This is a genomic window from Shinella sp. (assembly GCF_052438155.1).
GTDB lineage: Bacteria > Pseudomonadota > Alphaproteobacteria > Rhizobiales > Rhizobiaceae > Shinella.
Window position 1 is genome coordinate 37,983 of the sequence record NZ_JBQVPI010000017.1, and the last position, 25,122, is coordinate 63,104.

General features: G+C 63.3%; 25 protein-coding genes and 1 tRNA gene. 15 read left to right on the top strand and 11 right to left on the bottom strand.

The genetic code is table 11. The features are described from left to right. Positions 1 to 41 precede the first annotated feature (41 nt). The 8 genes from hisD to ACT6VE_RS24450 all read left to right on the top strand — a co-directional run bounded on the left by hisD (position 42) and on the right by ACT6VE_RS24450 (position 5,169). Positions 42 to 1,340: a histidinol dehydrogenase gene (gene hisD, locus ACT6VE_RS24415; protein WP_444800947.1), complete on the top strand. Its 1,299-nt coding sequence runs from the start codon at positions 42 to 44 to the stop codon at positions 1,338 to 1,340. Between the two features lie 4 nt (positions 1,341 to 1,344). Next, on the top strand, positions 1,345 to 1,821 hold the full coding sequence (locus tag ACT6VE_RS24420; RefSeq protein ID WP_444800948.1) for a UPF0262 family protein: 477 nt from the start codon (positions 1,345 to 1,347) through the stop codon (positions 1,819 to 1,821). Positions 1,822 to 1,825: 4 nt separating this feature from the next. Continuing rightward, entirely contained in the window at positions 1,826 to 2,287 is a 462-nt protein-coding gene (locus ACT6VE_RS24425) for an arsenate-mycothiol transferase ArsC (RefSeq protein WP_444800949.1), read from the top strand. 145 nt (positions 2,288 to 2,432) lie between these two features. After that, on the top strand, positions 2,433 to 2,651 hold the full coding sequence (gene infA, locus ACT6VE_RS24430; protein ID WP_069060068.1) for a translation initiation factor IF-1: 219 nt from the start codon (positions 2,433 to 2,435) through the stop codon (positions 2,649 to 2,651). An 81-nt stretch (positions 2,652 to 2,732) separates the two neighbouring features. Beyond that, positions 2,733 to 3,353 carry a Maf-like protein gene (locus tag ACT6VE_RS24435; protein WP_444800950.1) on the top strand — a complete coding sequence of 207 codons (621 nt, stop codon included), beginning with the start codon at positions 2,733 to 2,735 and terminating at the stop codon, positions 3,351 to 3,353. 1 nt (position 3,354) lies between these two features. Further along, on the top strand, positions 3,355 to 3,564 hold the full coding sequence (gene yacG, locus ACT6VE_RS24440; protein ID WP_444800951.1) for a DNA gyrase inhibitor YacG: 210 nt from the start codon (positions 3,355 to 3,357) through the stop codon (positions 3,562 to 3,564). Between the two features lie 174 nt (positions 3,565 to 3,738). Further along, a tRNA-Phe gene (locus ACT6VE_RS24445) sits at positions 3,739 to 3,814 on the top strand. Between the two features lie 188 nt (positions 3,815 to 4,002). After that, positions 4,003 to 5,169, top strand: a complete 1,167-nt coding sequence (locus tag ACT6VE_RS24450; RefSeq protein WP_444800952.1) for a pyridoxal phosphate-dependent aminotransferase — start codon at positions 4,003 to 4,005, stop codon at positions 5,167 to 5,169. 6 nt (positions 5,170 to 5,175) lie between these two features. On the opposite strand, the gene ACT6VE_RS24455 is transcribed toward ACT6VE_RS24450, so the two are convergent. Continuing rightward, complete coding sequence (locus ACT6VE_RS24455; protein ID WP_444800953.1) at positions 5,176 to 5,703, bottom strand: AAA family ATPase; 528 nt, start codon at positions 5,701 to 5,703, stop codon at positions 5,176 to 5,178. A gap of 104 nt (positions 5,704 to 5,807) precedes the next feature. Here ACT6VE_RS24455 and galE point away from each other — a divergent pair, with 104 nt between their 5' ends. After that, positions 5,808 to 6,800, top strand: a complete 993-nt coding sequence (gene galE, locus ACT6VE_RS24460) for a UDP-glucose 4-epimerase GalE (protein WP_069060073.1) — start codon at positions 5,808 to 5,810, stop codon at positions 6,798 to 6,800. Positions 6,801 to 6,803: 3 nt separating this feature from the next. On the opposite strand, the gene ACT6VE_RS24465 is transcribed toward galE, so the two are convergent. The 9 genes from ACT6VE_RS24465 to ACT6VE_RS24505 form a co-directional block, all read right to left on the bottom strand. Then, positions 6,804 to 7,103 (bottom strand): chorismate mutase family protein, encoded by a 300-nt coding sequence (locus ACT6VE_RS24465; RefSeq protein WP_444800954.1) that lies wholly within the window; start codon positions 7,101 to 7,103, stop codon positions 6,804 to 6,806. 336 nt (positions 7,104 to 7,439) lie between these two features. After that, a complete protein-coding gene (gene cydB / locus ACT6VE_RS24470) occupies positions 7,440 to 8,444 on the bottom strand; it encodes a cytochrome d ubiquinol oxidase subunit II (RefSeq protein WP_444800955.1) in 1,005 nt (334 codons plus the stop codon). Continuing rightward, positions 8,434 to 9,852, bottom strand: coding sequence for a cytochrome ubiquinol oxidase subunit I (locus tag ACT6VE_RS24475; protein WP_444800956.1), 1,419 nt, complete (start codon positions 9,850 to 9,852; stop codon positions 8,434 to 8,436). Before ACT6VE_RS24475 ends, cydB begins: the two co-directional genes overlap by 11 nt. Positions 9,853 to 10,081: 229 nt before the next feature. Continuing rightward, positions 10,082 to 10,351 (bottom strand): hypothetical protein, encoded by a 270-nt coding sequence (locus ACT6VE_RS24480; protein ID WP_444800957.1) that lies wholly within the window; start codon positions 10,349 to 10,351, stop codon positions 10,082 to 10,084. A gap of 549 nt (positions 10,352 to 10,900) precedes the next feature. Beyond that, on the bottom strand, positions 10,901 to 12,070 hold the full coding sequence (locus tag ACT6VE_RS24485) for a M20 aminoacylase family protein (RefSeq protein WP_444800958.1): 1,170 nt from the start codon (positions 12,068 to 12,070) through the stop codon (positions 10,901 to 10,903). A gap of 14 nt (positions 12,071 to 12,084) precedes the next feature. After that, positions 12,085 to 12,903, bottom strand: a complete 819-nt coding sequence (locus ACT6VE_RS24490) for an ABC transporter permease (RefSeq protein WP_444800959.1) — start codon at positions 12,901 to 12,903, stop codon at positions 12,085 to 12,087. Then, positions 12,903 to 13,631 carry an ABC transporter permease gene (locus tag ACT6VE_RS24495; RefSeq protein ID WP_444800960.1) on the bottom strand — a complete coding sequence of 243 codons (729 nt, stop codon included), beginning with the start codon at positions 13,629 to 13,631 and terminating at the stop codon, positions 12,903 to 12,905. The genes ACT6VE_RS24490 and ACT6VE_RS24495 overlap by 1 nt, the downstream gene beginning before the upstream one ends. A gap of 70 nt (positions 13,632 to 13,701) precedes the next feature. Next, positions 13,702 to 14,481, bottom strand: a complete 780-nt coding sequence (locus ACT6VE_RS24500) for a transporter substrate-binding domain-containing protein (RefSeq protein WP_444800961.1) — start codon at positions 14,479 to 14,481, stop codon at positions 13,702 to 13,704. A gap of 29 nt (positions 14,482 to 14,510) precedes the next feature. After that, a complete protein-coding gene (locus ACT6VE_RS24505; protein ID WP_444800962.1) occupies positions 14,511 to 15,284 on the bottom strand; it encodes an ABC transporter ATP-binding protein in 774 nt (257 codons plus the stop codon). A gap of 214 nt (positions 15,285 to 15,498) precedes the next feature. Between ACT6VE_RS24505 and ACT6VE_RS24510 the strand changes: the two genes are divergently transcribed. Genes ACT6VE_RS24510 through ACT6VE_RS24530 form a run of 5 tightly spaced genes read left to right on the top strand, consistent with a single transcriptional unit; the run spans position 15,499 to position 20,946 of the window. Beyond that, positions 15,499 to 16,377 carry a dimethylarginine dimethylaminohydrolase family protein gene (locus ACT6VE_RS24510; protein ID WP_444800963.1) on the top strand — a complete coding sequence of 293 codons (879 nt, stop codon included), beginning with the start codon at positions 15,499 to 15,501 and terminating at the stop codon, positions 16,375 to 16,377. A gap of 11 nt (positions 16,378 to 16,388) precedes the next feature. Beyond that, positions 16,389 to 17,027, top strand: coding sequence for a TetR family transcriptional regulator C-terminal domain-containing protein (locus ACT6VE_RS24515; protein WP_444800964.1), 639 nt, complete (start codon positions 16,389 to 16,391; stop codon positions 17,025 to 17,027). Positions 17,028 to 17,059: 32 nt separating this feature from the next. Continuing rightward, complete coding sequence (locus tag ACT6VE_RS24520) at positions 17,060 to 18,250, top strand: pyridoxal phosphate-dependent aminotransferase (RefSeq protein ID WP_444800965.1); 1,191 nt, start codon at positions 17,060 to 17,062, stop codon at positions 18,248 to 18,250. Next, a complete protein-coding gene (locus ACT6VE_RS24525) occupies positions 18,247 to 19,854 on the top strand; it encodes a 5-guanidino-2-oxopentanoate decarboxylase (protein ID WP_444800966.1) in 1,608 nt (535 codons plus the stop codon). The genes ACT6VE_RS24520 and ACT6VE_RS24525 overlap by 4 nt, the downstream gene beginning before the upstream one ends. A 12-nt stretch (positions 19,855 to 19,866) precedes the next feature. Next, positions 19,867 to 20,946, top strand: a complete 1,080-nt coding sequence (locus tag ACT6VE_RS24530) for a hypothetical protein (RefSeq protein WP_444800967.1) — start codon at positions 19,867 to 19,869, stop codon at positions 20,944 to 20,946. 48 nt (positions 20,947 to 20,994) lie between these two features. On the opposite strand, the gene mscL is transcribed toward ACT6VE_RS24530, so the two are convergent. Further along, a complete protein-coding gene (gene mscL / locus ACT6VE_RS24535; protein ID WP_444800968.1) occupies positions 20,995 to 21,435 on the bottom strand; it encodes a large conductance mechanosensitive channel protein MscL in 441 nt (146 codons plus the stop codon). Between the two features lie 184 nt (positions 21,436 to 21,619). Here mscL and ACT6VE_RS24540 point away from each other — a divergent pair, with 184 nt between their 5' ends. Next, positions 21,620 to 25,120, top strand: a complete 3,501-nt coding sequence (locus ACT6VE_RS24540) for a hybrid sensor histidine kinase/response regulator (RefSeq protein WP_444800969.1) — start codon at positions 21,620 to 21,622, stop codon at positions 25,118 to 25,120. Positions 25,121 to 25,122: the final 2 nt, after the last annotated feature.

Below are 25,122 nucleotides of genomic sequence, written 5' to 3' on the forward strand. Positions count from 1 at the left end.
GGATCCGGCGCTTTTCGCCGGGAGACGACAGGACGGACGACTTGGCGATCAGACTTGACTACCAGAGCAGCGATTTCGAAAACCGGTTCGCTGCCTTCCTGACGACCAAGCGCGAGGTCTCCGAAGACGTCAATGCGATCGTCCGCACGATCATCGACGATGTTCGCGCCCGTGGTGACAGGGCACTCGCCGAGTACTCCAAAAAATTCGACGGCCTGGACTTTGCCGTCACCTCCATGCGCGTGTCGCTCGAGGAGATCGACGCCGCCTTCGATGCCGTCGATGCCAAGATCATCGCAGCGCTCGAACTTGCCGCCCAGCGCATCGAAAAGCATCACGCCCGCCAGAAGCCGAAGGATGACATCTACGAGGACGATATCGGCGTCGGCCTCGGCTCGCGCTGGACGGCAATCGATGCCGTCGGCCTCTATGTGCCGGGCGGCACGGCAAGCTATCCGAGCTCCGTGCTGATGAACGCCGTGCCGGCCAGGGTCGCCGGCGTGCCGCGTATCGTCATGGTCGTGCCGGCGAAGGAAGGCGCGATCAATCCCGCCGTGCTCGCTGCCGCCCGTATTGCCGGCATCGACGAAATCTACCGCATCGGCGGCGCGCAGGCCGTCGCGGCCCTCGCCTACGGCACCGAAACGATCGCACCCGTCGCCAAGATCACCGGCCCCGGCAATGCCTTCGTCGCAGCTGCCAAGCGTCATGTCTTCGGCACGGTCGGCATCGACATGATCGCCGGCCCCTCCGAAGTGCTCATCATTGCCGATGCCGACAACGATCCGGACTGGCTCGCCGCCGACCTGCTCGCCCAGGCTGAACACGATGTCGGCGCCCAGTCGATCCTCGTCACCGACAGCGTAGACCTTGCCAATGCCGTCGAGGCCGCCGTCGAACGGCAGCTGAAGACGCTGGAGCGCTCGGAGACGGCCGCCGCCAGCTGGCGGGATTTCGGCGCCGTCATCCTCGTGCCGGACCTCAAAAAATCGGTACCGCTGGCAAACCGCATCGCCGCCGAGCACCTGGAGATCGCCACAGCCGATCCGGATGTGCTGCTGCCGCAGATCCGCAATGCCGGCGCCATCTTTGTCGGTCGCCACACGCCGGAAGTCATCGGCGATTATGTCGGTGGGTCGAACCATGTGCTGCCGACCGCACGCTCGGCCCGTTTCTCTTCCGGCCTTTCCGTGCTCGACTACATGAAGCGCACGTCCATCCTGCGCCTCGGCCCCGATCAGTTGCGGGCGCTTGGTCCCGCCGCCATCACGCTGGCCGAAGCCGAAGGGCTCGGCGCCCATGCCCGCTCCGTCGCCATCCGGCTCAACCTGGAGACATGAGGCCATGGGCACGACGGGCAGCTTCCGCCTCTGCGACGTGGTGCTGGACGACACGATCGGCCGCGCCACGCCGGATGTGGAGCACGAGCGTGCCGTTGCCATCTTCGATCTCATCGAGGAAAACACCTTCGAGCCGATCGGCCATGCCGGCGGCCCTTATCGCCTGAACATTTCGCTTCTCGATTCCAAGCTGGTCTTCACCGTCCGCACCGAAGCCGGCGAGAATGTCGCCACCCACATCCTTTCGCTGACACCGTTCCGGCGCATCGTGAAGGACTATTTCCTGATCTGCGAGAGCTATTACCAGGCGATCCGCTCGGCGACACCCAGCCAGATCGAGGCGATCGATATGGGTCGGCGCGGTATCCACAACGAGGGCTCGCAGACGCTGGTGGACCGGCTCTCGGGCAAGATCAAATTCGACTTCGACACCGCCCGCCGCCTCTTTACGCTCGTCTGCGTTCTCTATTGGCGCGGGTGAGCGGATGGAGGGCGTTTCCCCGGCACTGCAGGAAACCCGGTCGCGAACACCCCGCTCGCTTCTCTTCATGTGCCGTATGAATGCCGTGCGCTCCCCGATGGCCGAGACGATCGCCCGCAGCCTGCTGCCCGGCACCTATGTCGCCTCTGCCGGCGTGCGCCCCGGCGAGCGTGATCCCTTCGTCGATGCGGTGCTCGACGAGGTCGGCCTCTCGCTCGGCCGCCATGCGCCACGGTCGCTCGATGAACTGGAAGACGACTATTTCGACCTCATCGTCACGCTGGCGCCCGAAGCCCACCATGCAGCCCTCGAACTCACCCGCTCGATGGCGGTCGACGTCATGTACTGGCCGACGCCTGACCCGACGGTTGCGACCGGCACGCGCGAGCAGATTCTGAGTTCGTACCGCGAGGTTCGCGAATTCCTGAAAACTCTGATAGAGAAGCGCCTGAAAGACCCGGGCTGAGCCTCCAGGGGCCCGATTTTCGGCAAATGCAGAAACCCGGCGCTTCGGTGTTCACAAAGCACCGGGGATTGTGTAGTTTCCGGCAAATTTTTCGAGGCGGGCATACGGCTCGCCCTCATCCACCCTACAGGAATATCATCACAAGATGGCAAAAGAAGAAGTCCTCGAATTCCCCGGCACCGTGACGGAACTGCTCCCGAACGCAACGTTCCGCGTCAAGCTCGAAAACGAGCACGAGATCATCGCGCATACCGCAGGCCGCATGCGCAAGAACCGAATCCGCGTTCTCGCCGGCGACAAGGTTCTGGTCGAGATGACCCCGTACGACCTCACCAAGGGTCGCATCACCTACCGTTTCAAGTAAGCCAAAAGGGGCCGCGCCCTCTCCCGGTCTTTTGGCCGGCGTGCAAGAAGCGGCGCCCCCCGGAGCTTTCCCGGAGACCCCATGGCGCAGACCGATACGCTCATTCTTGCCTCCGGCTCGCCTCGCCGCGTCGAACTGCTCGCGCAGGCCGGCATCGAGCCCACGCGCCTGATGCCGATGGACATCGACGAGACGCCGAAACGCGCCGAGCATCCCCGCTCGCTGGCGCGGCGTCTCTCGACCGGCAAGGCTCAGGCGGCGCTCGCTGCCATCAAGGGCGATCCCGCCTTTGCCGGCAGCTACATCCTTGCCGCCGACACGGTCGTCTCGGTCGGCCGCCGCATCCTGCCGAAGACCGAGATGATCGACGAGGCGTCGAGCGCACTCCATCTTCTCTCCGGCCGCAGCCACCGCGTCTTCACCGGCGTGTGCCTGATCACGCCGGACCGCACCGTGCGCCAGAAGGTCATCGACACCAAGGTGCGCTTCAAGCGCCTCTCGACCACGGACATCGAACGCTACCTCGCCTCCGGCCAGTGGCGCGGCAAGGCGGGTGGCTACGCCATCCAGGGCATTGCCGGCAGCTTCGTCGTCAAATTGGCGGGTTCCTACAGCAACGTCGTCGGCCTCCCCCTCTACGAAACGCTCGCCTTGCTTTCCGGCGAAGGTTTTGACGTGCACGCCGGCTGGGCGGACGCCTGACATGACGGACGAAAGCAAAAATCCGGCCGCGACGGTCGCCCCCCTGCGCAAGGCCATCCCCTGCCCGATCTGCAAGCGGCCATCGGCCCGCGAGCACTATCCCTTCTGCTCGCCGCGCTGCCGCGATGTCGATCTCAACCGCTGGCTCTCCGGTTCCTACGCCATTCCCGTTGCCGATGACGAAACGAAGGCCGACGAGGATGACATGTGACGCCTTTGTCACACGGCAAAAACACAATCTTTTCCACAACTTGCAAGATCCGTCATTTTTCCCGCAAAAAACAGCCCACAGGGCTGGACACATTTTTGCAAGATGCTATAACCCCGCTCGCTCCCGGGGCGAAACCAAGCGCCCCACGGATTTCCAAGCGAAATCCACATAGATGCCCGGATAGCTCAGTTGGTAGAGCAGCGGATTGAAAATCCGCGTGTCGGTGGTTCAAATCCGCCTCCGGGCACCATTTCTCCCTTTTATAGCTGGAAGCTGGACTGACTCGGTGAGTTTGGGTTTTCCACTCTGACGCGCCCTCCCATCACAGAATTCGATAGACCTGTCAGCGAAACTCGCGTGAACGGGCTCGCGAAACCGGATAGACCTTGGCCGTCTCGCCTCTCCTGGCGACGGCCGGAATCCAGTTGCGGAGTTTTCATGAGCATCGTCGAAAGCCTTAGCCCCCGTTCGCTGCGGGCGCCGGAGAGCGGGATCGTCGAAGTCGTCAATTATGCGCGCGGGCGTGAGGGGCTGATCCCGCTTTGGGTCGGCGAAGGGGATCTGCCGACGCCGCAGTTCATTGCGCGCGCGGCGTCCGAGGCGCTGCTTGGGGGTGAGACATTCTATACGTGGCAGCGCGGCATTCCCGAGCACCGGGCGGCGCTATCGCGTTATTACGCCAGGCGCTTCGGCAAGGTACTGCCGGCCGAGCATTTTTATGTCGTCGGCTCCGGCATGCAGGCGATCAAGCTTGCTATCGAGGCGCTCGTCTCACCCGGCGACGACATGGTGTATCTGACGCCGGCCTGGCCGAATTTCGCGGCGGCAGCGGAGCTTTCCGGGGCCAATCCGATTGCCGTGCAACTCGATTTTACCGGCGGGCGCTGGCAAGTCGATCTCGATCGCGTCGAGGCGGCAATCACGCCAAAGACCCGCGTGCTCTTCGTCAACACGCCGTCCAACCCGACCGGCTGGACGGCGACGCGCGAGGACCTGGAAAACCTTCTCGCCATCGCACGGCGCCATGACCTGTGGATCATGGCCGACGAGATCTATGCGCTCTATCACTATGCCGGTGGACGCGCTCCCTCCTTCCTCGATGTGATGGAGGATGGCGACCGGGTCATCTTCGTCAACTCCTTCTCGAAGAACTGGTCCATGACGGGCTGGCGCGTCGGCTGGATCGTCGCGCCGCCGGAAATGGGCCAGGTGCTGGAAAACCTCGTGCAGTATTCCACCTCCGGCGTGCCGCAATTCCTGCAGCAGGGTGCGATTGCCGCGCTGGACGAGGGCGATGCCTTCGTGCAGGCGAATATCGACAAGGCGGCCAGGAATCGTGATGTCTTCTGCGATGCGCTGATCGCCACAAACCGGGTGGAGACGCTGAAGCCGGACGGCGCGCTCTATGCCTTCCTCAAGATCGACGGCGTGACGGATTCGCGCCTGACGGCGCTCGATATCGTCGACCGCACCAATGTCGGCCTTGCGCCCGGCACGGCCTTCGGCCCTGGCGGCGAACTTTTCATGCGCGCCTGTTTCCTGCGGGACCCCAAACAGGTCGAGGAAGCGGCCGACAGGCTGGCGCGCTACATCGCGGCGCGCTGAGATGGGTCACAGATGGTCGAGCACGAAGTCGGCGCGCTCGACCACCGACACCTTGGGCAAGATGACCGTCTCGTATCCGAGGGTGGGATAGAGCTTTTCGAGCCGGTCATATTCTTCCAGGGCGGCATCGAGGCCATGGCGGCGCTCCGCGTCGCCGGCATAGATGTCCGGCCAGGGCGGAGTGAGGAAAACACCCCTGTTGTAGCGATGCCCGGCCGCCGGCCCGGCCAGGACCGGCTCCCCGCCTGACGCCTCAAGCGCCGATGCGGCATCGACCAGGCCACGATCGAAAAAGACGAGCCCCGGGTGATCGCGCATCGCTTCGCGGTCAGCGAGCGCCATGGCAATGGCGCGACGGGCGAAGGCAGTGAGATCAAGCCACGGCAGGGCCTCGCCACCACTTGCCAGTTCCTCCTGCACGATGCGGCGTCCCGGTTCCTCGACGACGGCATGGCCGCGCCGGCGAAGTTCTTCCAGCAGGGTCGACTTTCCACCGCCCGAGCAACCGGAAAGCACGATGAAGCGGTCGGACATGATGTTGCCTTTCTGGAACGGGAAAACGGCGGGGCGTGATTGCGGTTGCGTCCTGCCGGTCGGCAAGGTGATATGCCTGAAATTCGGGCGATTCGGAGGGTTATATGGCGGTTCTTGTCACGGGCGGCGCGGGTTATATCGGCAGCCACATGGTCTGGGCGCTCATCGACGCCGGCGAAGAGGTGGTGGTGCTGGACCGGCTTTCCACCGGCTTCCGCTGGGCCGTGGCGCCGGAAGCGCGGTTCTACGAGGGCGACATCGCCGATGCCGCGCTGCTGGCACAAATCTTCGCCGAAAACGCCATCGATGCGATCATTCATTTTGCCGGTTCGATCATCGTGCCGGAATCGGTCGCCGACCCCCTCTCCTATTACGAGAACAATACGGTCAAGTCACGGGCGCTGATCGCCGCCGCCGTCGCGGCGAAGGTGCCGTATTTCGTGTTCTCCTCCACCGCCGCCGTCTATGGCACGCCTGATGGCACCGAACCGGTGCTGGAAACGGCCGCGCTGCGACCGGAATCGCCCTACGGCTCCTCCAAGCTGATGACCGAGATCATGCTGCGCGATACCGCCGCGGCGCATGACTTCACCTATACGGCGCTGCGTTATTTCAACGTTGCCGGCGCCGATCCGCGCGGCCGTACCGGCCAATCAAGCGCCGGCGCCACCCATCTCATCAAGGTCGCCAGCCAGGCAGCCCTTGGCAAACGCGATGGCATGGATGTTTATGGCACCGATTACCCGACGCCGGACGGCACCTGTATCCGCGACTATATTCACGTCAGCGACCTTGCCAATGCGCATCTCAAAGCGCTGCAGCGCATGCGTGCAGGCGGTGGCTCGATCGTCGCCAATTGCGGCTACGGACGGGGCTTCTCGGTTTTGGAGGTTCTGGAGCAGGTGAAGGCGGTATCCGGCACGGATTTCCCGGTGCGGGTCGCCGGCCGCCGGCCAGGCGATGCAGTTCTGATCGTCGCCAATCCCTCGGTCGCGATGAAGGAACTCGACTGGAAGCCGGAGCACGACGACCTCACCTTCATCGTGCGCACCGCGCTCGACTGGGAAGATCACCTCGGCAAGCGCAACCAGCGCTGACCCTCAGGCCTCGCCGAGCTGCGCCTTCTCGTAAGCGATGGCGTGCTCTATGAGCTGCGCCCAGATCTCTTCGTAGAAACCGCCGTCGAGAGCGTGGGTCTCGGCGTTGTGGCGGGCGTTGTCGCGCACTTCACGAACGCGCTCGGGAACGTCGGCGGGAATGCCGAGGCCGGCCTTGATCTCGGCAGCGCGGCGAATGAAACTCCAGCGTTCGGCAAAGAGCGCCATCAGCGCATGGTCAACCCGGTCGATGTTTTCCCGGATTTCCGCCATCGTCGTGCAGTCTGCCGCAATCTTCGCCATTCCGGTCTCCTTCATGGGCATCCGGATAGCAGAGGAATGTTTGGGGGGAAAGGCATCTCTCCGTCGCGAGACAGAAGGTCACGGGCGGGGCCACATGCAGGCCCGGGGGTAAAGCGAAAGGAGGGTGCGGTCCTGTCTTTCGCTTGCGGGCCTGCATGCTGGCCGAGGCGGAACCTAGGCATGTAAGCTGGCGCGAAGCTGGATGATATCACGTTACGTGAAGTCACGTTCCGATCACCAGTTTGATGGCGAAACCGACGACGGTGACCACCAGCACGCCGCCCGCCCACAGGCCCACGAACCACAGCAATTTCCGCCCTGTCGAGTTCTCCACCATCAATGATAGCCCTCCTCCGGATCGACCTTGCCGCGGAAAACCCAATAGGCATACGCCGTGTAGCCGAGGATCATCGGTACGAGCACCAAGGCGCCAACCAGCAGGAAGGAAAGGCTTTCCTCGGGTGCGGCCGCCTCCCAGATCGTCAGCGAGGCCGGCACGATATAGGGATAGAAGCTGATGCCGATGCCGGCAAAGCCGAGCACGAAGAGGCCGAGCGCGGCGATGAACGGCCGCGAATCATGTTCGGTGCGCAGCCCGTGGATCAGCAGGGCAAAGCAGCCAAGCACAAGCAGCGGCACCAAGACGCTGAAGGCAACGGTCGGCCAGCCGAACCAGCGGTCGAAGTAGAGCGGCTCCATGAACGGCGTCCACAGGCTGAAGATGCCCATGGCGGCGAGCGTGCCGATGCCGGCCTTGAGCGCGTAGCCGCGGGCACGGGCAGCGAGATCGCCGCTCGTCTTCATCACCAGCCAGGTCGCACCAAGCAGGGCATAGCCGATGAGGAGGGCAAAACCCGTTGCGATGGAGAACGGTGTCAGCCAATCCCACCAGCCGCCGACATAGGCCCGGTTTTCCACCGGAATGCCCTGCACAAGCGCACCGAGCGCCACGCCCTGGGTGAAGGCCGCGACCATCGAGCCGCCGGCAAAGGCGATGTCCCAGAGAAACTCGCCGCGCCGCGTGCGCCAGCGATATTCAAAGGCGACACCACGGAAGATCAGGCCGAGCAGCATCAGGATGAGCGGCATGTAAAGCGCCGGAAGGATCGTCGCATAGGCGAGCGGGAAGACGGCCATCAACCCGCCACCGCCCAGCACCAGCCAGGTCTCGTTGCCGTCCCAGACGGGCGCGACGGAGTTCATCATCACGTCGCGGTCGTGTTTTTCCTTAAAGAAGGGAAAGAGGATGCCGACGCCGAGATCGAAGCCATCGAGGATGACATAGGCAAGCACCGCAAAGGCGATGATCGCAGCCCAGATGAAGGGAAGGTCAAACGCCATGGTGGTGGCTCCCGGATTTGCTGGCAAGGGCGGCGGCCGGCGTGATGCCGGCTGTGCGGAGGGGGCCGTCCTGAAGATCCGGCATCGGATCGCGCGGCAGACGACCCATCAGGCGCAGGATGTAGAAGGTGCCAGCGCCGAAGACGAGGAAGTAGACGACGATGAAGGCGATCAGCGAGGTCGCGACGGCCGGCGCGTCGATGGGGGCGACGGAATTGGCCGTCAGCAGGTGACCGTAGACCGTATAGGGCTGGCGGCCCACCTCCGTCGTCACCCAGCCGGCCAGTACGGCGACGAAACCGGCGGGACCCATCAGGACAGCGGCGCGGTGCAGCCAGCGGTTCTCACTGAGCGTGCCCCGCCACCGACACCACAGCGACCAGAGCCCGATGGAGAGCATGGCAAAGCCGATGGCGACCATGATGCGGAAGGACCAGAAGACGATGCCGACCGGCGGGTGCAATTCCTTCGGCACGGAATCCAGCCCGGCAAGCGGGGCGTTGAGGTCATGCTTCAGGATAAGGCTCGAAAGCTTCGGGATCTCGATGGCATAATCGACACGCTGCTCGGCGGAGTTAGGAATGCCGAACAGAATGAGCGGCGCCCCGTCCGGATGGCTCTGATAGTGCCCTTCCATCGCCATGACCTTGACGGGCTGATGCTCCAGCGTGTTCAGCCCGTGCATGTCGCCGGCGAAGATCTGGATGGGTGCGACGATCGCCGCCATCCACATCGCCATGGAGAACATCTTTCTGGCACGCTTCGGCGCATCGCCGCGCAGCAGGTGGTAGGCGCCGACACCGCCGACGACGAAGGCGGTCGTGAGATAGGCGGCGAGCACCATGTGCACGAGCCTGTAGGGGAAGGAGGGATTGAAGATCACCGCCCACCAGTCGACCGGCACGAACTGGCCGACATCGTTGATGGCAAAACCGGCCGGCGTCTGCATCCAGGAATTGGCGGCAAGGATCCAGGTGGCCGAAATCAGCGTGCCGACGGCGACCATGAGGGTCGCGAAGAAATGCAGCTTCGGGCCGACGCGGTTGAGGCCGAACAGCATGACGCCGAGGAAACCCGCCTCAAGGAAGAAGGCCGTCAGCACCTCGTAGCCCATCAGCGGCCCGATGACCGGCCCGGCCTTGTCGGAAAAGACACTCCAGTTCGTGCCGAACTGATAGGACATGACGATGCCGGAAACCACGCCCATGCCGAAGGCGAGCGCAAAGATCGTCTTCCAGAAATTGAAGAGCGAAAAATAGACCTCGTCCTTCGTCCAGAGCCACAGGCCTTCCAGCACCGCGAGATAGCTCGCCAGCCCGATCGAGAAGGCCGGGAAGACGATATGGAAGGAGACGGTGAAGGCGAACTGGAAGCGGGCAAGCAGTGTTGCGTCCAGCGATTCGAACATTGGCCACGACCTTTCTGAAGCCGCCGCAATCCCAATCAGGCTGCGGTCGCCTCAAAGAATGTGGCCCAAAACAGGCAAAGGTCAATTCCGTCCGTACACCCACGTTGCCGCAGCGCGACAATCGCCCGCGTGCGGCATTTCCGCCCCGGCCTTGGCAGGGCCTAAACGAGCGAAGCTCCCGGCGGGGGCACCGGGAGCTTCGGGAAGGCGTCGAACGTGGCACTATGCCTTAGCGGGCATTGGGGTTCGCGCCCTGATAATAGTCACCGTTGGCCGGGCCGACCTTCACGCTCTGTCGGTAGCCACCATCGGCGGCATAACCACTGCCGATGCTGTTGGTGCGGACGCGATCGATTCTCTGGCTATCGATTTTCTGGTTCTGCTCCGATTCCGGATAGGCACCCTTGTAGTAGTCCCCGCCGGCGAGAGCGGCCGAGCCACCGAAAACGGAAGCGGCAAAAAGAGCGGTTGCGAGAGCTGCGTTAATGGTCTTGGTCATTGTCTTGGTCCTTTTCATATGTGCTTTGCATCAAAGCTTGAAGGGAGTTTCAGCCAGGCTTTTCGGCATCGGTTACGACATCGCCATTCCCTTCGCTTATCTCCGGAAGCAGGTATTGCCGCTTTCGTCCAATAAAGATGGTCCCTCATTTTGTGGGCCGCAAGGGTCTCAAATTGGAAACAGTCGTCAACGTTTTTCGAACAATGAAAATGGTCACTCTTGCGCACAACCGAAGGCGCTAAAAACCAGGAAACCGTCCATCAGGACGGTTTCTGTCAAAAGGAAAATGATATCTCAAGATATTGATTTTGCAGGAGTTTTAAATATGCGGATCCACGCAAGCACGACGAGGATGCAGCGAACGGCAGGAGCGTTAAGGATTGAGGCAGTAAACGGCTCGGCACCGATTTCAAGAGTTTCACGAATGTGTGACACTCAAAAAATCAGAGCCGAAAGCCGCCAAAACACGGAATGAATCGTGGCAAAATTGTGGTGAAACCGCCCTGTGGACCGGGTCCCGCTCGCGTAGGCGAAACCGCTGCGCGGGCGTCACGCCGCCCGCAGGTAATGCTCCGTCAGCTCCGTCCAGAAGGCCGCGCCGACGGGCAGCAGGTCGTCGTTGAAATTGTAGGCGGGGTGGTGGAGCGAGTGGTCGTTTTCACCGCTCTTGCCGCCGAGGAAGAAATAGGTGCCCGGCCGCTCCTTCAGCATATAGGCGAAATCCTCGCTGCCCATGAAGGGGCGTTCGAGGTCGACCACCTTGTCGGCACCGGCAAAGCGCGTGGCGAGCTCACGCACCAGATCGGTCTCGGCCTTATGGTTGATCGTCGCGTCATAGAAGCGCTGGTAGTTCACCGTCGCACTCATGCCGTAGCTTTCCGCCTGGCGCTCGGCAATGAGGCGGACGCGACGCTCCAGCTCGTCGCGCACCTTCGGATCGAATGAGCGGATGCCGACAACGATTTCCGCTCGGCTCGGGATGATATTACTCGCCGAGCCCGAATGGAACGAACCGACCGTCACCACCGTCGGATCGATCGGGTGGATGTTGCGCGAGACGATGGTCTGGAGCGCCATGACGATCGAGGCGCCGCATACGATCGGATCCAGCGTTTCCTGGGGTTCCGCACCGTGGCCGCCGACACCGTTCACGGTGATGCGCGCCTCGTCGACAGCCGCCATGATCGGGCCCTCACGGAGCGCAAACTGGCCGAAGGGCAGACCGGGCTCGTTGTGGAGGGCGAAGACGGCGTCACAGGGGAATTTATCGAACAGCCCCTCCTCCACCATGATTTTTGCGCCGCCGAAATTCTCTTCCGCCGGCTGGAAGATCAGGTGCACTGTACCGTCGAAATTGCGGCGTTCGGCGATCGCCTTGGCAGCCCCCAGCAGCATGGTCGTGTGCCCGTCATGGCCGCAGGCATGCATCTTGCCGGGCGTCTTGCTGGCATAGGGAAGGCCGGTTTCCTCGAAGATCGGCAGGGCATCGATATCGGCGCGGATACCGATCGATTTGCGGCTGGTGCCGTTCGTCAGCGTCGCGACGAGGCCGGTCTTGGCGAGGCCGCGCGTGACCTTGTAGCCATAACTTTCCAGATGGCGCGCGATGACATCAGAGGTGCGCACCTCTTCCAGACCCAGTTCCGGGTGCTCGTGCAGGTCGCGGCGGATCGCCACCATTTCAGGCATGGAGTTCTTGAGAGTCGTATGGATTGTCATGTCATTGTCCGTTTTCAGGCACCGCGTGTGGGAATTCTGCTTTCGAAATAGCGAAAGGCGACCACCAGGATGGCGGTCAGGCAGAGGTAGATGAGGGCAAGCAACAACAGCGGCTCATAGGTGATGTACGTTTCCTGCCGCACCTTGGAGATGACGGCATAGAGGTCGATGACGGTAATCGTCGCCACCAGCGGCGTCGCCTTCAACTGCAGCACGGTTTCGCCGTTCAGCGTCGGCAGAGCACGGTGCACGGCACGCGGCAGCCAGATGCGGCGAAAGACGGTGAAAGGGCTCATGCCATAGGCGCGGGCGGCTTCCAGCTCGCCGGGCGGCACACCGGCGAAGGCGCCGCGCATCACCTCGCCCTCATAGGCGGCGAAGGAGAGGGTCAGAGCAGCCACGCCATAGGGCCAGGCCTCGCGCAGATAGGGCCAGAGGAAGGAACTGCGGATTCCCGGAAACTGCGGAAAGAGCGAGCCAAGGCCGTAATAGAGCAGCCAAAGCTGGAGCAGCAGCGGCGTGCCGCGGATGATCGTGCAGAAGATACGTGCCAGCGCCTTCAGCGGCCAAGGGCCGGTCACCTGCACCAGCCCGATCGGCACGGCGAGGAAGAAGCCGAGGATCGAGGTGCTGAAAAGCATCAGCAAGGTCACACCGACGCCATGGGCAAGGCGGCCGGAATATTTCGGCACCCAATCCCAGCGCATGAACCAGATCATGCAGAAGACGAGAAGTGCCGCGATCGCCATCAGCACGATGCGATGCGGTTTGAACATGCTCGCTTTCGTCGGCAGTTCGGTCAGCGCGAGGGCGGAAATGGTCGGATCGCTCATCAGACGGCCCTCGCCATGCCACGCCGGTAGTGGCGCTCGATAAGGCCGATCAGCACGTTGGAGACCAGGGTGATCGTGAGGTAGAGCACGCCGGCCGCGCAGAAGAACAGCAGATAGGCCTTCGTGCTGCCCGCCGCCTGACGCGTCACCAGCGTCAGTTCGCTGAAGCCGACGACGGCAAGAAGCGCCGTATCCTTGGTGGCGATCAGCCAGAGGTTGGAGAGGCCCGGAATGGCGTGCGGCAGCATGGCCGGCAGCGTGATACGGCGCATGATCTGCACCGGCGACATGCCATAGGCGCGCGCCGCCTCCATCTGCCCCGCCGGCACCGCCTTGATCGCGCCGCGCAGAACCTCCGTCGAATAGGCGCCCTGCACGACGCCGATGACGAAGATGCCGGCCGCAAGGCCGCTGATATCGACCGGGCCGAAGCCGACAAGTGCGGAAAGCTGGTTCAGCACATCCGTGCCGGCATAATAGAGAATGAGGATCAGCACGAGTTCCGGCACCGCGCGCACCAGGGTCGTGTAGACCTCGAGCAAATCCTTGGTGACCGGGCCGCCATAGAGCTTGCCCATGGCGCCGCCGGTGCCGAGGATCAGGCCGAGCGTATAACCGCCGACAGCAATCTGGAGCGATTGCCAGAGCCCCGCCAGCATCACCCCGCCCCAGCCGGGCGGGTTAAAGGCAAGAAGGCTCCAGTTGATCAGCGATCCGGCATCGGCCATTGGGTCTCGTGTCCGTTCGAGGAGATTAGCCGGCGACGTGCGCCGCCGGCATCAGGCACAAGGCAGGCGATCAGCCGCCGTAGACGTCGAAGTCGAAATACTTCTTCGAGAAGGTGTCATAGGTGCCGTTGGCGCGGATCGCCTTGATCGCGGCGTTGATCTTGTCCTTCAGCTCCGTCTCGCCCTTGCGCAGGCCGACGCCGACGCCGAGACCGAGGATTTCCGGATCGTCCTTCACGGTGCCCTTGAGGTCGCAGCAGGCGCCCTGCTCCGTCTTGGTGAAGTCGGTGAGCGCGATGGAATCTGCCTGCACGGCATCGATACGGCCGGCGGCGAGGTCGTTGTTGGCCTCGTCCTGCGTCTGGTATTCCTTCACCGTCACGCCGGCGGGCGCGAAATACTTGTTGGCATAGACCTGGTGGATGGTCGCCACCTGCACGCCGAGCGTCTTGCCGGCAAGGCCCTCCGGCGTCGCGTCGAACTTCGTGTCCTTGGCGCCGATGATGCCAGGAGGCGAGTTGTAGTATTTGTCGGAGAAGTCAATCGTCTGGAGGCGTTCCGCCGTGATCGACATGGAGCCGATGATCATGTCGATCTTGTTGGTGGTGAGCGCCGGGATGATGCCGTCCCAGGCGACCGGTGTCACGACGCAATCGAGCTTCGCTTCGGCGCAGATCGCCTTCATGAAGTCCACTTCCCAGCCTTGCCAGTTGCCCGAGGCGTCCGGCGAGGTGAAGGGAGGATAGGGCTCGGCGGCAAAACCGACGCGAACCTGCTGGGCCGCCGCACCGGAGACGGCGGCAAGGCCGATCGCGGCGGCAAGGGCGATTGTCTTCAAGGCACTCTTCATGATTTTCCCTCTGTTGGTTTTTTTGGGTCTCAGTGAATGGAGCTGATGAATTTCTTCAGCCGCTCCGATTTCGGTGCTCCGAACAGTTCGTCCGGCGGCCCCTGTTCCTCGATGACGCCCCCCGCGAGAAAGACGACGTGGCTCGCGACATTGCGAGCGAACTTCATCTCGTGGGTGACGAGGATCATCGTGCGCTTTTCCTTGGCGAGGTCGCCGATGACGGAGAGCACCTCGCCGACCAGTTCCGGGTCGAGCGCGGAGGTCGGTTCGTCGAAAAGCATGACATGGGGCTGGATGGCGAGTGCGCGGGCGATCGCCGCGCGTTGCTGCTGGCCGCCGGAGAGGAAAGCGGGATAGGCATCGCGCTTCTCATGGAGCCCGACGCGGCGCAGCAGCGTCTCGGCGCGGGCGATTGCCTCGTCCTTCTTGATGCCGAGCACATGCACCGGCGCCTCGATGACGTTTTCGAGGATGGTCATGTGCTGCCAGAGATTGAAGCTTTGGAACACCATGCCGAGGCGCGAGCGCAGGCGCTGCACCTGCTTGCGGTCCGATGGCATCATGCCGCCATGGCCGTCCGCCTTCATGGCGATCGTCTCGCCATGGATGGTCACCGAGCCGGCGCTCGGCAGTTCCAGCATGTTGATACAGCGCAGGAAGGTGGACTTGCCGGAACCCGAACCGCCGATAATGGCGATGACGTCGCCTTCATGCGCGGTGAGCGAAACCCCCTTGAGAACTTCAAGCGGCCCGAAGCGCTTGTGCAGGTCCCGGACCGCGATTGCCTCGGCGCGTTCCGTCATCGTGGAGAGGTCTCCAGCGCACGGAAAATCGATGCATGCATCATGCCAAACTTCCCCTGTTTTTCAGCGTTCCCGCAGGCATCTTCGGCCCGTCGTATCGTCTTGTTGAAAGCATCGTGGCACTTGTTAAGAAATTATTCAAGCGTATAATAGGCCAATCGCTGACTTTTCCGGCAGCGCCCACCCATGACCCATTGTCCAGCAGGAGCATTGAATGACCGCCTACGGTTCGCAGGAAATGTCGGCCCCTCTGATGCGCGTTCTCATGCGCCGTCCCGGCAACAGCCTGAAGGCTGCCGATCCCGCCAAGTGGCACTACGGCCCGACCTTCGATGGGGCGCGCGCCGTGCACCAGTACAAGGCCTTCGCCGAGCTGGTCGAAAAGTCCGGCACCGAGATTATCTGGCTGGAAGACGAGGGCGATGGCCTTGCCGACGCCATGTTCACCCATGATCCGTCGCTGATGTCGGACTATGGCGCGATCCTCTTGCGCATGGGCAAGCCGTTGCGCATGGCGGAGACCGCCCTGCACGAAAAGGCCTATGCCGAGCGCCAGATCCCGATCCTCGGCCGCATCGAGGGTGAAGGCACTGTGGAAGGCGGCGATTGCATCTGGCTCGATGCCAAGACACTGGTCATCGGCCGCGGCGTGCGCACCAACCAGGAGGGCATCGACCAGATCTCGAAGATCCTCGCGCCGCATGGCGTCTCCGTGCTCGCCTATGACCTGCCGCTCTGGCACGGCGAAGAAGCATGCTTGCATCTGATGAGCGTGATGAGCCCGCTTGCCGACGATCTTGCGCTGGTCTTCGCGCCGCTTCTACCGGCGGCCTTCTACCAACTGCTCAAGAAGCGTGGCATCCGCCTCATCGAGGCGCCGGCCGACGAGTTTCATGCCAGCAACGGCCTGTCGCTGAACGTGTTGCCGACCCGGCCTTACGAGGTCATCATGGTGGAAGGTTTCCCGGCCACCAAGGCGGCGATGGAAGCAGCCGGCTGCACGGTCCAGACGTTTGAAGCCGACGCGCTCTGCATCGCCTGCGAGGGTGGCCCGACCTGCCTGACGCGGCCGGTGCTGCGCCGCGCCGCCTGAACGAGGAAAACATGGCCCGCCGGACCTTCCATCGCGCCCCAGAAGCCGAACGCCGCCACGATCTGATCGAGGCGACGCTCGACTGCATCGCCGAATACGGCTTGCAGGGCGCGACGGTCCGGCAGATCGCCATCAAGGCGGGTGTCACGGCGGGGCTCATCCGGCACTATTTCCAGTCCAAGGAGCATATCCTCCAGGAGGCCTATCGCCTCGTCATCGCGCGGCTGACCGAAAAGGCCGAGCGGATGACGGGCGATCCGGAAACGCGGCTGCGCGACTTCATCGTCATCAACCTGACGGAGCCGGTCGCCAACAGCCGCAGCCTCTCGCTCTGGGCCTCGTTCATCAGCCGGGTCAGCGTCGATCCCGAACTCGCCGCGATCCACCGCGAAGGTTATCTGAGCTTTCGCGAAACGCTGGAAAGCCTGCTTGCCGATTTCCTCGCCGCCCGTGGTGAAGACGCCTCGCCGGAGCGCTGCCGAACGCTCGCCATCGCGGTTAACGGGCTGCTCGATGGCCTCTGGCTGGAAGGCTGTCTCGCCGGCGAACTTTTCGGCGAGAGCGAACTTGTCGAAATCGCCCTGACATCCATCGAGGCGATTGTCGGAATACGCCTCAAGCCGGTCGACGCCGCGGGCGCCGATCGCTAAACCACACCCAAAATGAAATGCAGAGGACGGCCATGCGCTACGCATCCATCACAGACCGGCTTGCCAATCTCGGCTCAGAAAAATGGGCCATCCATGCCGAAGCACGGCGGATGAAAAAGCAAGGCAAGGCTATCATCGAGCTCACCATCGGCGAGCCGGACGTGGCCCCGGACCCGATGCTGCTCAGCGAGGCCGTGCGCGCCATGCATGCCGGCCGCCACCGTTATTCCAACGGCCGGGGAGAGCCCTCCGTCGTGGACGCCCTCGTGCGGAAATACCGGAAGCGCCGCAGCGACGTGACGGCCGAAAACGTGCTGTGCTTCCCGGGCACGCAGACCGCCCTCTTCGCCGTCATGCTCGGCCTGGTCGAGGCAGGCGATGCCGTGCTCGTCGGCGATCCGCTCTATGCGACCTACGAAGGCGTCATCCGCTCCACCGGTGCCGAGCGCATTGCCGTGCCGCTGCGCCCGGAAAACGGTTTTCACATGAAGGCCGCCGACCTTGAAGCCGCGATCACGCCGGAATGCCGCGTGCTGCTGCTCAACACGCCGCACAACCCGACCGGCGCTGTGCTGACCGCGCAAGAAATTGCCGAGATCGGTGTCGTCTGCCGCAAGCATGATCTCTGGATCGTCTGCGACGAGGTCTATGAACAACTCGTCTTCAACGCCAGCTTCGCCTCACCCTTCGACAATCCGGATCTCGCCGAGCGCACCATCGTCGTCTCCTCGATCTCGAAGTCCCATGCCGCCCCCGGCTTCCGCAGCGGCTGGGCGATAGGGCCTTCGGAATTCTGCACGCGGCTGCTCTCGGTGTCCGAAACCATGCTGTTCGGCGGCCAGCCCTTCATCGCCGACATGACGGCCTATGCGCTCGACAATCCGATCGAGACCGCCGCCACGATGCGCCGCACCTATCAGGCGCGCGCCACCCGTTTCGCCACGGCGCTTGCGGCGGCTCCAGGTCTTTTGCCGCTGCCTCCGGAAGCCGGCATGTTCATCGTGGTCGATGTCGCCGGAACCGGCTTGAGTGGCGAGGAATTCGCCTGGGCGCTGCTGCGCGAAGAACTGGTCGCCGTCATGCCAGGGTCGTCCTTCGGCGATGAGGCGGAAAATTATATCCGCCTGAGCCTAACCGTACCCGACGATCATATCGACGAGGCCTGCCGGCGCATCGCAGCGCTCGCCGCCCGATCCGCAAGCCCCAAGGAGCGCCGCGCATGACCACAAAAACCGTAGGCGAAGTTCTCGTCGACCTGCTCGAAGCCAATGGCGTCGAGGTGGTGTTTGGCATTCCGGGCGTGCACACGGTCGAGCTCTATCGCGGGCTCGCCGCCTCGAAAATCCGCCACATCACGCCGCGCCACGAACAGGGCGCCGGCTTCATGGCGGATGGCTATGCCCGCGTCTCCGGCAAGCCAGGCGTCGCGCTGGTCATCACCGGCCCCGGCCTTACCAACACCATCACCGCCATGGCGCAGGCGCGGCAGGATTCCGTGCCTATGCTGGTGATCTCCGGCGTCAACCGGCGCGATTCGCTCGGCCACGGCCGCGGCCTGCTGCATGAGCTGCCGGACCAGCAGGGCATGATGAAGACGCTGGCGCTCTATTCGCACACGCTTCTCAATCCGGCCGACCTGCCGCTCGTCGTGGAACGCGCCTTCGCGGTGCTGCTTTCCGGTCGCCCAGGCCCCGTGCATATCGAAATCCCGACCGACGTGATGGCAAAACCCATCGAGACCGGCAGCTTCCCGGCTACCGTCGCGACCCGCCCGCGCGCCGATGCGGAAACCCTGCAACGCGCCGCGATCCTTTGCGCCAATGCGTCCCGCCCCGTCATTCTTGCGGGCGGCGGCGCGATCACGGCGGAGGAAGAAATCCGCGAACTCGCCGAACGGATCGGCGCACCGGTGGTCACCACGGTCAATGGCCGCGGCCTGCTCGGCGGCCATCCGCTGCGCATTCCGGCAAGCCCCAGCCTGAAGGCCGTGCGGCGGCTGCTCGCCGATGCCGATCTCGTCGTCGCCTTCGGCACCGAATTTGGCCCAACGGACTACGACATCAATGTCGATGGCGGATTCCCTCGCCTCAAGACGCTGATTCGCATCGACATCGACGCGGCACAGCTCGCCCGCACGCCGCAATCCGGCCTGTCGATCTTCTCCAGCGCCAAGACGGCAGCAGCCGGCATGCTGGGCTTCCTGGAAGGCCACAAGCCGATCAGCAACGGTGCGGCGCGTGCCGAGACGGTGCGTAAAAATGCCTGGAACGAGCTGACGCCGAAGATGCAGGCCGAAGTCCGCATTATCGATGCGATCTGGAAAACGCTGCCGAAGGCGATCATCGTCGGCGATTCCACGCAGGCCGTTTATGCCGGCAACTACTATTGCGACGCGCCGCGCGTACGCAGCTGGTTCAATGCCGCGACCGGTTACGGCGCGCTCGGCTATGCGCCGCCGGCGGCCGTCGGTGCGGCGCTCGCCGAACCCGATGCGCCGATCATCTGCCTCGTCGGCGATGGCGGCCTGCAATTCTCCCTGTCGGAAATCGGCTCGGCGGCGGATGCGAATGCCCGCGTCGTTTTCCTTGTCTGGAACAATGACGGCTACCAGGAGATCGAGAACTTCATGATCGATGCCGGCATCACGCCGGAGGGGGTAAAACCCTCGGCACCCGATTTCGTCGCCATCGGCAGCGCCTACGGCCTACCCTCCGAACGCCTCGCCGATGTGCGCGATCTCCCGGCGTCACTGGAGCGGGCCGCAGCCCGGACGGGTCCAAGCCTCGTCGAAATCCACCAGACGAAAACAATCGGAGCGACGGCGTAATCTGCCCCCTCCATGGACGGCAGCAGTGGGCAGCCGCCGTCCATGCGAGAGGACATGAACTCCTCAGGAGTGATCCGTGAAGGCGGTAAACCCTGTTGGCGACTTCACCTGCGCCTTTGCAAACAGTGTTTTATTTGTCATGGATGCGGCACTGTCTGCCGCCCAACCGCGCGCGCGGTGATCGAAAGCAAGTCGGATACAGGGTTGGCCAACCAGTACACGTTTCCAGGACCCGTCTACCAACGGCTGCCGCCCGACATGCGGCCGCCAGCGCCGTCGCTTGCCCGGCGTTTTCTCGACTGGATCCCGGTGCAAGATTTTCTGGCGGCCCAGTTCGGTTTTACCAGCCGGTTCAATCGCACCGTCGCGCACTTTGCCACGGAGGGCGGATCGGGACTGTCTGCCGCGCAGAGCCACTTCCATTTCGGCGATGCCCTGTTCCTGACGATCGATCCGAAAATCGTGCGTACACGGCTGCGCGACAACATTCTGGACGGCAAGCGTCCACGATGGATCGGCCGGCATTTTCTCGATGGTGGCGACTGGAGACCGATCCTACAGCCGATCGACAGATCCTTCTCCCATGGCGAGATCGTGGAAATCTGCCGGCTGCGGCGGAATTTTCGCGAAGGCCTCTGCTACCGCCGCTATGCCGACAGCATCAACAGCGGTGTGGCGGTGCAGCGAAATCGCGTGGCTATCGACACGATAGACAAGCTGGACAGCTACTTCGAGTATTATCTCGCCCTTATCGAGAACATCGAGGAGAACGGGATCGTGCCACGTGGCGATCTCGGCCTGAAGGGCCAGACCGGGCAATGGCACCGCTGGACACGTTCGCTGTGGCAGGACCTGGCCGAACGCGATATCGGCGTTGCGATCAATGCCAGCGGGCGTCTTGTGCGCCACACGAGCGGCAAGCACCGCATGGCGGCAGCACTTGCCCTCGGCATCGACAGTGTTCCCGTCGAAATCCGCCTCGTTCATGCCGGTTGGTTGCTGCGGCGCTCCGAGCGCCTGGGGCTTTCTCCGAAAGAAGCCCTGCTTGCAACCATCGAGCGCGCCCGCCTGAAGGGTTGGGCCATAAAATAAAAGGCCCGGCAAGCCGGGCCTTTCGTTCAAAAACAGGAGAGCAGCGCCTCAGATGGCTGGGCGGCTCTTCAGCAAATCGCGAATTTCGGTGAGAAGCAGAACGTCTTCCGACGGCGGCGCGGGTTCGGCGGCACCGGCAGCTTTTTCCTTCTCCAGCGACGCGCGCATGCGGTTCACACCCTTGATCATCAGGAAGATGATCCAGGCGAGGATCAGGAAGTTGATCAGGACAGTGATGAAGCTGCCATAGGCAAAGACCGCACCCTGTTCGCGGGCCGCCGCAAGCGACGTCGCCGTCACATTGCCCGACAGCGCAATGAAGTAGTTGGAAAAGTCGAAACCGCCGCCCGTCAGGGCACCGACAATCGGCATGACGAGGTCGTTGACGATGGATTCGACGATCTTGCTGAAGGCTGCACCAATGATGACACCCACGGCGAGGTCCATGACATTGCCGCGGGCGATGAACGCCTTGAACTCATTGAACATGAGGGTCTCCTTTTGCTGCGCTGCAGAGGCAACCTAGTTTAGTTTTTCCTGAGAGGGAACTGCGATCTGTCAATGTCGAGGAGGTTACGCACGACACATTTCCACCCCAGACCTTAGACGCAATTTCCTTCCCGCCCGCTTTGGCCTATTCTGCCGAAAAGGCCGAAGGACTGCGGGAGGAAGCATGCCGGGCTCGCTGATATTCGCCTTGGCGCTTGCCTATCTGCTCCTGCTCTTCGCGGTAGCAAGTTACGGTGACCGGAAGGCCAAACGCTCCGGGCACACCTCGAAGGGCCGGCCGCTCGTCTATGCCTTGAGCCTCGCGATCTACTGCACCTCCTGGACCTATTTCGGCGGGGTCGGTCTCGCCACCACCCATGGCCTCGAATTCCTGGGCATCTATATCGGCCCGATCGTGATGTTCACGCTCGGCATGCCGCTTCTTCGCCGCATCGTGACGCTCGCCAAATCCGAACGCCTCACCTCGATTGCCGACTTCGTCGCCGCACGCTACGGCAAGAATCCGGGCGTCGCCGCCGTCGTCGCCCTCATTTCGCTGATCGGCTACATTCCCTATATCGCGCTGCAATTGAAGGCCGTTTCCAACTCCGTGGCGGCCATGGTCGATACGACGGGCTTCGGTATCGCCGCCTCCGGCGGGCTCGTCGACCTGCCGCTCGTCGTGACGCTGTTCCTCGCCTGCTTCGCCATCGTCTTCGGCACGCGCCACACCGATGCGACCGAACACCAGGACGGCCTCATCCTCGCCATCTCGATGGAATCGCTGGTCAAGCTCATCGCCATCGCCTCGGTCGGCCTCTACGTCATCTATGTGATGTTCGACGGGCCGGGCGACCTGTGGCAGCGTGCGTCGGAAAACGAGCGCATGATGCAGGCGCTGACCTATGAGACGCCGATCGCGCGGTGGATCCTGTTAATCACGCTCTCCGCCTTCGCCATCATCATGCTGCCGCGCCAGTTCCATGTCACGGTGGTGGAAAACCGCACGGCCGGCGAACTGCGCACAGCGGGCATTCTCTTCCCGCTCTATCTCATCGCCATCAATCTCTTCGTGCTGCCCGTCGCCATCGGCGGCGTGCTGACCTTCAACGGCACGGGCGATCCCGATCTCTACGTGCTGACCCTGCCCTTCGCGCTCGACCAGCCCGTGCTGACGCTGGTCGCCTTCATTGGCGGCTTTTCCGCCGCCACCGCCATGGTCATCGTCGCGTCGGTGGCGCTTTCCATCATGGTGTCGAACGACATCGTCATTCCGGTGGTGCTGCGCCGCAACCTCATCGGCGGGGTCGCGCAGCAGGACGATCTTTCGCGCATGCTGCTGCGCATCCGGCGCCTTGCCATCTTCTTCGTGCTGTTGCTCGGCTATGCCTATTATCGTGCGGCGACGGCGAATGCCGGCCTCGCCTCGATGGGCCTGCTGGCCTTTGCCGCCGTGGCGCAGGTGGCACCGGCACTGCTGGGCGGCCTGTTCTGGCGCAATGCCAATGCGCGCGGCGCCATGGCCGGCATGATCTGCGGCCTCGTCGTCTGGGCGTATCTGCTCTTCCTGCCGAGCATCGGCGTCGCAGACAATGCCTATGTCGCTGAAACCGTGCTCGGCTTCCTGTTCCCTGGTTCCACCATCTTTACCGGTGAGGCAGCCGATCCGCTGGTCAACGCGACGCTGCTTTCCATGATGGTCAATATCGGCGCCTATGTGATCGGTTCGCTGACGCGCAACCCGACCTCGCTGGAGCGCCTCCAGGCCGGCACCTTCATTCGCTCGAAACCGCGCCTCGAACGCGCCTTCCGTGGTCGCCGCACGAAAGTGACCGTGCGCGACCTCAAGAGCACCATCGCCAAATACCTCGGGGAGGAGCGTATGCAGCGCTCCTTCCACACCTATGAGCGACAGGTCGGCCGCTGGCTGGAGGACAATGCGCCGGCCGACGCCGCCATCGTGCATTTCTCCGAACAGCTGCTCGGCAGCGCCATCGGCTCCTCCTCCGCCCGCCTCGTGCTCTCGCTCGTGCTCCAGCGCATCGACGACACGCCGACGGATACGGACTGGCTGCTCGACCAGGCCAGCGAAGCCCTGCAATACAACCAGGACATGCTGCAGACCGCACTTGGCCAGATGGACCAGGGCATCGCCGTCTTCGACAGCGCCGGCAACCTCACCGTCTGGAACCGCCGCTTTCGCCATCTGCTCGATTTGCCGGAATATGTCGGCCAGGTCGGCTTTCCGCTCTCCGATATCGTCGAAATCCTCGTCGAACGCGGCGACATTGCGGAGACCGATCGCGAGGCGGCGATCACCCGCACCATGACCTTTGACGAGCCTTTTGCGCTGGTGCTTGGTGGCGGCGAGCGCATCGTCGAAATCCGCACCAATGCCATGCCGGAAAAGGGTTTTGTTTCCACCTATACCGATATCACCGATCGGGTGGCTGCCGACCGGGCGCTCAAGCAGGTCAACGAAACGCTGGAGCAGCGCGTCGCGCAGCGCACCGTCGAACTCACCCGCGTCAACACCGAGCTTGCCGAAGCACGCGCGGCGGCAGAAGAGGCGAATATCGGCAAGACGCGTTTCTTCGCCGCTGCCGGCCACGATATTCTCCAGCCGCTCAATGCGGCACGCCTCTATTCGTCCACTCTCGTGGAGCGGCTCGGCGAGACGGAGAACCGTGAGATGATCCACAACATCGATTCTTCGCTCGAATCGGTGGAAGCCATCCTCGGCGCGGTGCTCGATATTTCCCGTCTCGACACCGGGGCGATGAAGCCGCGTGTGCAGACGGTGCCGCTCAAGGATCTCCTGAAACGCATCGAGACCGACTTCGCGCCGATGGCGCGCGCAAAGAACCTCAAGTTCACCGTGCTGTCCTCGTCGCTTGCCATCCGCACGGACCCGAACCTGCTGCGCCGTGTCGTGCAGAACCTGGTCTCCAACGCCATCAAGTACACCAATTCCGGCAAGGTGCTGGTCGGCGTGCGGCGCAAGGGCGGCCATGCCATCATCCAGGTGCTCGATTCCGGCATCGGCATCCCCGCCTCGAAATTCCGCACCGTCTTCAAGGAGTTCGCCCGTCTCGACGAGGGCGCGCGCACCGCCCCCGGACTCGGGCTCGGCCTTTCGATCGTCGACCGCATCTCGCGCGTGCTCTCCCACCCGGTCGAACTGCAATCGACGCCCGGCCGCGGCACCAGTTTCAAGGTGCGTGCGCCGATCGACGCCGCCGCCAGCCGGCACGTCGCCGACAAACCCGCGGAGGTGCCGGCGAGTGACGAGCCGCTGAAGGGCCTGCGCGTGCTGTGCATCGACAACGAACCAAAAATCCTCGACGGCATGCGGCTGTTGCTCTCCGGCTGGGGCTGCACGGTCACGCTCGCCGAATCGATGGCGGCGGTCGAGGCGATGGTTGCGGGGGGCGCACCCCCAGTCGATGCCGTCATTGCCGATTACCATCTCGGCGACGGCACCGGCATTGCGGCGATCGGGAAATTGCGCGCGGCGCGCGGCCGCGAGGTGCCGGCCCTGCTCGTCACCGCCGACCGCACGCCGGATGTGCGCGCCGAGGCGGAGCGCGACAATATCATCGTGCAGAACAAGCCTGTCCGTCCCGCCTCCATGCGGGCCTGGCTGACACAGCTTTCAACGATGCAGCGCGAGGCCGCGGAATAGTA